Below are 8,093 nucleotides of genomic sequence, written 5' to 3' on the forward strand. Positions count from 1 at the left end.
TCTTGCGCCGTCTACATCATAAAATGATCAGACCTTTTTTCGGCATTCATCCTTGCTTGCAACGGCGCCGCAGAACGCTTCGGACTCCCATGGCAGATAAACCGGATCCCAAATGAGTGACTGAATCAAAAAAAAGAACTGCTTTCTCACGCTACCCATGATCACATTCCTCCTCTAGCACGGATTTGAGCCTGTGGATTTCTGCATGAACCAATCAACGATGAACCGCCTAAAAGGCAATAAAAAAATGTTTCCTTAGTGAAAGATAAGAAAACATTCGTCGTCGGGTTCTCTTATCTCTCAGTCTAAACTGCTGGAATTAACACCATACACCATGTGCTGGTTGTCGGGTTTCATTGGGCCAGTCCCTCCGCCACTCTTGATAAGAAGTTTGCTATTCACTTTTCAATGGAAAGGCAACAGACTTTTGCGATGCATATATCAAAAAAGCACGTGCAAATAATTCGCATCTGTTTACTGGGTAATATAATTCAAAATCGATGATGTGTCAATGTTTTTTTTCAGATTCTCTATCCGCGTCACACCATTCACCAGACGCAGCCATCTTTCTTCGATACGTTTTGCCGATCGTTGAATGAAACCGGAGCGATTGAACCCTGTTCACGGTTAAAATAAACAATCGCCTCCCGTTTCTCCACTGGACCGAGGGCATAGACATGATGCGCGTCATTTGCTTCAAAAAAGTTAAAAGGGACCTTGCGATTATAGGCAAAGGGGGCGTCGTCTACGAAGACAATCCCCTTCGTATCCTTTAAGGCTTCATCCAGATAAGGATCAAACAGATACAAATAGTCTTGCTGCGTATCTGCCTTCGTTGCCAGCACATAATGTTCCCCACCATAATTTAATCTTAAAATAACTGCGCCACCCTGCTGCACCGCATCAATGAGTGGACTGTCTTTTTTCACACGTACATGCGAACCGACATAATAGTTACCGTAAATGGGCAGCCCCTTAATCGGTCCGTTACGATTCAACCAGTCCGCAATAAACCGCATTGCCGCCTTTGACGTTCCATGTTTGCCCACTTCGCCATCCGTATTGTAAGCATCAAGCGAATACGTTGTAATGGCTTTAATGACATCAGGCGGAACCGCTTCCCGAGAAAAAAGATAGCTTATGGCATTCAGGAGCGTCACCATGCCGCAGTCATACTCCGACAGTTGATAATAAAGTGGTCGCTTCATACGCATAAGGTTCACCTCGCATTCAGAGTCATCGCATAAAATACCGGTGCGATCAACGGGCAACCGGAATTTTGCAATTACCCAAATAAAAACATAGTTTTCGGCGGTTGCCAAGCATTTTTCCACGAGACTGGAGGATAATTCATTTTTTGTGGGGGTTGACAAGTGAATTTTAATGGTTTAAATTAGGCGTCAACTAAGCACGATCATCATCGGATGCTCATCAACACGTTGAAAAGAATGAGTCAATGCACTTCACTCATGTTGCCGGATGGAAAAGTCGGAGGATGACTTGCTTGCTGTTCGCTTTCAACGTCCATTGCGAATTGATCACTGCTTATCTATTTTTTTATCCTTTATTCCAAGAAAAGAGGTTGGTATACTACAAATAAAAAATGAATGGATTATGCGCATGTTACATGAATGGGGAAGCTATTGGAACGGAAGAACGTGTTCGCAGTTGCAGTGCAGACTATTGATTGCCTTCATTAACGCCACATCCGCTCAGCAAGTCCGACCATGTTGGCAGCCCCCTCGTTTCCAACATGATTAGCGTCTTTTTAAGTAAATTCCAAGTATATAGGGATGTTTAGTTTTATAAAAACACTCCTCCGCATTTCCTTTAGCTGCTGCACTGCAATTTGACACAACCTGTGATTTTTTTAAGGGGAGGCTAAACAAAACATGACAAAGAAAAGTAAAACGAATCGCTTGACAAAGTGGCTGCTTTACGTTGGCGTGGCCGTTATTGTGCTGATTGCCGCTGTATTTTCGGTTAGCCATATCACAAATAAGAAAAGTGCGGCTACGAAAAAAGATGACAATTATGTTTTGAAACTGGCAGATTCATCCGGCTTATGCGAAGCACCACAGCAAATCGCCATTGAAAAAGGGATCTTTAAGAAATACGGCATCAAGTATAAAAATGTCAAAATTGGCGATCTATCCGGTACAGAAGCACTGACTGCAGGAAAAGTCGATGCGACGAACTCGCTGCTCGCCAGTATCGTACAACCGTTGACAAATGGAGCCGAATTAAAAATCACCACTGGACTGCATACCGGCTGCCTGCAAATCTTAGTGGGAAAGAATTCTAAGATTAAGTCCGTGAAGGATCTTAAAGGTAAAAAAATTGGTGTCGGAACCGTGGCAGGCAGTGCTGCTACCTTTGCAAAACGGGTGCTTTCCTACAACGGATTGCATGTTGAAACGAAAAACTCAGATGTTCAGTTTATCGCTTATGATTCTGCCAGCTTGCCAATCGTCCTCAATAAAGGACAGGTCGATGCCATTGCCGTCGGCGATCCGGATACACAAATTGCGATCAAAAACTATGGTTTCAAATCTCTGGCTAGTTCTGCAACCACAGAACCATTCAAGGATGAATATTGCTGCGTTGCTTACGTTTCTAACAAGCTTGCCAAAGAACATCCGGAAATCGCACGTAAATTCACTTTAGCGTTACAAGAAGCAGCACAATGGATCGCAAAGAATCAATCGAATTCGGTCCATATTCAAACAGAGAAAAAATATATTGCCGGTGAAGAAAAAACGAATCTGTCCGCTTTGGAAACGTACCAATGGGAACCCTCCTATGACGGTGCAAAGAAGGCATTCAAACAAACTGCCGATAGTTTGCAGGACATTGGCATCATCTCTAAAGATGTTGATACCCAAGCACTTACCGATCACTCATTCTTGAAAATTAAAGGTGTACACTAAATCTATTTGTGAGAAAAACTAGGTCCCTTGCCATCGATCTTTTGCCTGACGGGCACTTCAGCGGCTCGCTTGCCGCGGGCGTACCGCGAGCCTCCTCAGACAGGCAGGCATCTGATGCTTGGCCAAGACACGGGTCTATCCATTTGAAGACGGGGTAAAACCCTATGCTTTCTGTACTTGAAACAAAGGGGGAGTTTTTTTGGAAAAGGATACGATTTACGTCAAAAAAATAACCCGAATAAAAGATCGCCACATCGGTCGTGCGTACTTTGCAAGCATTGCCATTGCAATCACGCTTATTGCTCAAATCGTGATTCCTAAAAGTGACACTTTGTTCACTAAAGCACTGCCTTGGTACACGGGGTTATTAGTCATTGCGCTTGCGATTACAACCATACTCGCCATCTACTATACGTTTTTCGGTGGATTAAAGCGATTTGTTTTTAAAAGTTACTTTATTGGCGCCGCATTCCTAGCCCTTGGTTTGTATAATCTGGTCACGCTTAAATTTACATTGTTGAAGCCTGTTTTCTTTCCCGCGCCGGAAAAAATTATTGATGTACTCATTGGCGATTCAGGCTTTCTACTAAAATGTCTGTTCCATTCTGCTCAATTGCTTGCTTACGGATTAGGCATCGGCATCATCACCGGACTTGCGACCGGAATATTAATTGGCTGGTATTCATCGTGGAATTATTGGCTGGAACCAATTGTAAAATCAGTCGGACCCATTCCATCCACCGCGTTCATTCCGGTTGCTCTATCCGCTTTTGCGACCAGTTATCAAGCAGCAGTTTTCTTAATCGCATTAGCCTCTTGGTTCCCAATTGCGGTATTAGCGCAATCCGGTGTTGTGAACGTCAAAAAAACATTTTTTGAGGTCGCCGATACACTGGGTGCAACCGATTTCCAAAAGATTTTTCACGTCGCAGTCCCCGGCGCGCTGCCAAATATTTTTGTCGGGATTTTCAACGGAACATGCGGGGCTTTTCTTACTTTAATGTCCGCCGAGATGATCGGCGTTCGCTACGGTATTGGCTGGTACATTAACTGGCAGCGAGAAATTATGTCTTATGCAAATGTTTATGCCGGATTGGTTGTGATCGCAGTCAGCTTCTCATTAATGATTGCGATTCTCTTTAAAATACGCGACTATGTTTTAAGATGGCAGAAGGGGATTATTAAATGGTAGCTACAGGACAAATCACATTCAACAATCTTCGAAAAGTCTTTCCACCGCGTACAGAGACCGGTTCGCCGGTTGAAGCGTTGCATCATGTGAATGCAGAGGTTGAACCGGGTGAATTTATCGCACTGATCGGGCCTTCCGGTTGCGGCAAATCAACACTGTTACGGTTATTAGCGGGGCTGGATCAGCCTTCCCAAGGCAAGATATTGGTTGATGGTAATCTTGTTGAACGACCAAGCCGCGAACGTGGCTTAGTTTTTCAAGATCCAACCTTGTATCCATGGCTGACGATCGAACAAAACGTCGGCTTTGGCCCAAGATTAGCTGGTGAGTATCGCGAGAAACGTCAATCCATCCACGAATTCATCGAATTAGTCGGTTTAAAGGGATTTGAAAAAAATTACCCTTACGAACTCTCCGGCGGTATGCAGCAGCGCGTTGCCTTAGCACGCACGCTGATTAATTATCCGAAGGTTTTGCTGTTTGATGAGCCGTTTGGTGCACTTGATGCGTTTACTCGGATGAAAATGCATGATGAACTGCTCAAAATCCGGGAACGGACAAACATCACAATGGTCATGGTCACGCATGATGTTGAAGAAGCCGTCTACTTAGCCGATCGCGTCTTCACGATGACGCCGCGTCCAGCCATTCTGAAAAAAATCGTTGATGTAACGTTGCCACGTCCACGACGCCGGGACAGCACGGCATTCATCAAGAAAAAAGAAGAGATCCTAGACATTCTCAACTTCACCGCTTAATGCACGACACACTGAAACCAATTCATTTATGTAAAAAATGATTCATTCTCTCGAGTTAACGCGGGGATGAATCATTCTTTTATGAACACCATCATCTATGTCGCGAACGATCGGAAATCCTTCTGATTATGCGTTCGCGTTGTGCCTTACCAAGGCAATACCAATGCCCCTCCACCGGTTTTGAAGGTTGGAGGGGCATCTTCTTTATAACGGGAAAAATGTATGATGAAGCAGCGCGGCAAACCGCGTTCGGAACGCCTATACAGCTTTTTCGTCAATGGGATTGCTTCGTATCTTCTTGTGCGCCATCTTTCTTCTGTCGCGTCGCAATCAGCGTGAGTAGGGAAAGAACGATCGCAATTGCCGAAAGAACGATCGCAGTCAGCGAAAGGATTTGATTGCCTCTGTCGCCATGCGGCACACTGCGCGTTGTATCCGCGCTTTTAACGACGTTTGTTATCGCGTGAGGTGTTTCGCCATTTTCTTTGCCTGTCCATTCAACAATACTGCCATCCTTATACGTTTGATAAGCATTCCAAGCAAGAGCCCCGGTTTGTTTCGGGTTCAGTGCGCGAAACTGAAACTGTTGGAACGCTCCAGGCGCAATTCCGCTCTCCTTTGCTGTCCAGCTCACCGTTTGCGCCTGTCCGTGCGCATTCTTGATGACTTCAGTCGTCCATCCCGGCACCGGTTGGTAGCTGTAGAATTGAACGTTTTTCGGCATGCGCAGTGCCACTTTAGTCGTCGGAATGTTCTTTTCAGTGGGAACAGTGATTGTATACGTTTCGCTCGATCCAGTGATCGACTGAACCGGTTTGACGGTAACATGGGCCGATGCACTGTCGTGAAAAGCGAAAAGGAGTACAGCAGAGAAGAACGCAGCGGTGACGGTTTGGCTAAACTTTTTCATTGATCGCTTGCTCCTTTTGGGTCATTTGATGTTTACAATGAAGTCTTTATCGACAGTCTGATAATCCTTATCAAGAACATGGACATTGATGAGAAAACGATGCTTCATATCAAATGCGTCGTTGACAACAAATCCCTTGCCAAGTTTCGCTAGCGGCACTTGGACTTTGGTTTCCCCCATATCCATATCAATGCAGCGGATCTTTAGGACAACCTGCTGTAGATTGCGCGCCCGTCTTCCATGATCAAGAACATCTAAGTACAGCGTATTGGGTCCGAGCTTGAGCGGTTCGACGCGCAGTGTCAGTACGTTGTTTTTTTCCTTAACCCGTATCGTTTTTTTCGGATCTTCCAATACAGTCGGCGGATGGGTAGTCTTCGTTGGTTTACCATTGTTGAACTTTGCACTAAATCCCTCAAAGGTGCTCTCGTCGACCGCTGCTTTCGGAACGGGAGGAGAAACGTTGGTCAAGACGGCCGCAGCCAGTAAGACCGTCAGCCCGATCAGAAGCTCGCCCAGCACACTTTTTCTCAGAAAATTCCCCTGCTTCTTCACGCGCACATTCGAATAGAGCGCAAACAGCAGCATGATCAACAGAAGCGCCGCTTTTATGATGATGATCCAACCATAGATTGAGGTATATAACGCACGAAATGACGTCAAGTGAATCAGCGTGCCGATCAAGCCCGTCAAAAAGATTACCCCAACTAAAAGAAGCGCAACGTTTGAAAAACGGTGCAACGTTTGCCAGTAGATCTTCTTTTGTTGTTCAGGGGAATCATTGTTTTTAACAGATCTGGGCAGAAAAAGCAGTAGGCTGAGTATTGAACCGATCCAGATTGCTGCGGCGGACAGATGCAGAAAGTCCGCAGCCACGGCCCAAAGCCGCAATTCCTGATCCTCTGTACTTGCAGCATGGCCGACGAATGCTTTGGATAATGAAAAGACGAACAGCAAACCGATGAGTACCCCTAAGAGTCCACGAACCGTTCGCTTGGATCGCGTGCGAAACAACCAGAGAAGAAGGGCGATACACAGAATCAAACTACTGATCTGTAGGAACCATGGTGTACCAAATGAAGTCGCCATCAACGTTTCGCCAACGGCTTTACCCGAAAACGCATGCAGCCAGTTCACATCTGCGTTGCGTGTCACTTGAAGCGGCAGTGTCAGCAGAACGCCAAGCAGCAAACTTCCTGCGGCACTCCAAAGCGTTCGCTGCAGCGCCTTTTTCTGATAAATCGGTAGATTTCGTGCCGGATTGAAAAATTTTAGGAAGAACAGGATGCCAAAGAAGAAGGACAGTCCCAGGTAGATCAGCCATTTAATCACAACTTGATCCACACCTGGAAGATCGCTGCTTGCATCACTGAAAGCCTGCCCATTTGCGGCACTTTCTGTCGGTTGTCCAACGTGAAAACCGATCGTTCCGTGAACGGCATGCCCATCTGCCGATACGACTTTCCAATTCATCCGGTAATAGCCGCTGGTGAGCGGCTTTTTCACACCGTTTTCCAATACGGTTCGGTTCTTCTTGTTGCGCTGTGCGTGATCTGTATCAACACGGCTGCCCTTTTGATCCAAAACCTCCAAGGTCAGAAAAGTCGGTTGGATTTCTTCATTAAATTGAATCGTGACATGCTTAAGATTCCCGTTTACCTGTTGATTCTGAGCAGGGTTCGATTGCACAACAAAAGCGTGCGCCGATGCAAAACTAGCAAACATTAGAGAAAAAAAAATAAGAGCGAGAAACGCACTAATTTTTTGTTTCATAATTATTTAACCATCCGATCTTTCAGAATCATTGTTGTGCGTGATCCCGCATGAAACACCTTGAAAATGACATGACATAACGAAAGGAGCACAGAAATCTGATTTCTTTAAAAAATAGTGCTGATAAAAAAACAAGCCTGACGCCGATGCGAAAGGTTTGCTGCGCTTGCCCTTTCTCATCTTCAAACACCCTTCAGTGTTTCTGGAATTGACACCGTGCATGCAATCATGCGGGTTGTCGGGGTTCATTGGGCCAGTCCCTCCCCCACTCTAGATAAGCATTCAGTATTCAATTCTCAACAACCACAGCATCCCGTTAAGATAGGCATTATTTTACCGCGTTTTACTTTGCGGCTTGCTGTTCACTCGTTTTGCCGCTCGTCTTTGGTCCAATTTCGCCTCTAATGCTTGCATCGCTGATTCTGTACTTAATAGTTCAGATCACTAGCCTTGCATTAAGTAACTTTGATGATTCAAAATACTAGGAATATTCGAATTTAAGAAGGCTAACCAACAAAAAAATCCTTTAT

General features: G+C 45.2%; 7 protein-coding genes and 2 riboswitches. Of the genes, 3 read left to right on the forward strand and 4 right to left on the reverse strand.

The annotated features are described in order from the left end of the window. Positions 1-27 precede the first annotated feature (27 nt). Both AA84_RS19470 and AA84_RS16950 read right to left on the reverse strand, forming a co-directional pair. Entirely contained in the window at positions 28-159 is a 132-nt protein-coding gene (locus AA84_RS19470; protein ID WP_263282744.1) for a hypothetical protein, read from the reverse strand. A gap of 131 nt (positions 160-290) precedes the next feature. Next, positions 291-389, reverse strand: a riboswitch (SAM riboswitch). A 159-nt stretch (positions 390-548) separates the two neighbouring features. After that, positions 549-1,208, reverse strand: a complete 660-nt coding sequence (locus AA84_RS16950; protein ID WP_201770037.1) for a hypothetical protein — start codon at positions 1,206-1,208, stop codon at positions 549-551. A gap of 684 nt (positions 1,209-1,892) precedes the next feature. On the opposite strand from AA84_RS16950, the gene AA84_RS0102660 reads away from it, so the two are divergent. The 3 genes from AA84_RS0102660 to AA84_RS0102670 all read left to right on the forward strand — a co-directional run bounded on the left by AA84_RS0102660 (position 1,893) and on the right by AA84_RS0102670 (position 4,880). Continuing rightward, complete coding sequence (locus AA84_RS0102660; RefSeq protein WP_028975904.1) at positions 1,893-2,930, forward strand: ABC transporter substrate-binding protein; 1,038 nt, start codon at positions 1,893-1,895, stop codon at positions 2,928-2,930. A gap of 199 nt (positions 2,931-3,129) precedes the next feature. Then, positions 3,130-4,122, forward strand: a complete 993-nt coding sequence (locus AA84_RS0102665) for an ABC transporter permease (RefSeq protein ID WP_201770038.1) — start codon at positions 3,130-3,132, stop codon at positions 4,120-4,122. Next, positions 4,116-4,880: an ABC transporter ATP-binding protein gene (locus AA84_RS0102670; protein WP_028975906.1), complete on the forward strand. Its 765-nt coding sequence runs from the start codon at positions 4,116-4,118 to the stop codon at positions 4,878-4,880. Before AA84_RS0102665 ends, AA84_RS0102670 begins: the two co-directional genes overlap by 7 nt. Positions 4,881-5,154: 274 nt before the next feature. On the opposite strand, the gene AA84_RS16955 is transcribed toward AA84_RS0102670, so the two are convergent. Further along, positions 5,155-5,790, reverse strand: a complete 636-nt coding sequence (locus tag AA84_RS16955) for a YcnI family copper-binding membrane protein (RefSeq protein ID WP_051577784.1) — start codon at positions 5,788-5,790, stop codon at positions 5,155-5,157. 21 nt (positions 5,791-5,811) lie between these two features. After that, positions 5,812-7,563 (reverse strand): copper resistance CopC/CopD family protein, encoded by a 1,752-nt coding sequence (locus AA84_RS0102680; protein ID WP_028975907.1) that lies wholly within the window; start codon positions 7,561-7,563, stop codon positions 5,812-5,814. Positions 7,564-7,736: 173 nt separating this feature from the next. Then, positions 7,737-7,844: riboswitch (SAM riboswitch) on the reverse strand. Between the last annotated feature and the right edge of the window lie 249 nt (positions 7,845-8,093).

Origin of the sequence: Sporolactobacillus terrae DSM 11697, assembly GCF_000648615.1 — a bacterium.
Classification (GTDB): domain Bacteria; phylum Bacillota; class Bacilli; order Bacillales; family Sporolactobacillaceae; genus Sporolactobacillus; species Sporolactobacillus terrae.

Excerpts from the sequence above, each read along its gene's own strand:
- AA84_RS19470 (WP_263282744.1), bottom strand. The coding sequence starts at position 159 with ATGGGTAGCGTGAGAAAGCAGTTCTTTTTTTTGATTCAGTCACTCATT.
- AA84_RS0102680 (WP_028975907.1), bottom strand. The coding sequence starts at position 7,563 with ATGAAACAAAAAATTAGTGCGTTTCTCGCTCTTATTTTTTTTTCTCTA.
- AA84_RS16955 (WP_051577784.1), bottom strand. The coding sequence starts at position 5,790 with ATGAAAAAGTTTAGCCAAACCGTCACCGCTGCGTTCTTCTCTGCTGTA.
- AA84_RS0102670 (WP_028975906.1), top strand. The coding sequence starts at position 4,116 with ATGGTAGCTACAGGACAAATCACATTCAACAATCTTCGAAAAGTCTTT.
- AA84_RS0102660 (WP_028975904.1), top strand. The coding sequence starts at position 1,893 with ATGACAAAGAAAAGTAAAACGAATCGCTTGACAAAGTGGCTGCTTTAC.
- AA84_RS16950 (WP_201770037.1), bottom strand. The coding sequence starts at position 1,208 with ATGAAGCGACCACTTTATTATCAACTGTCGGAGTATGACTGCGGCATG.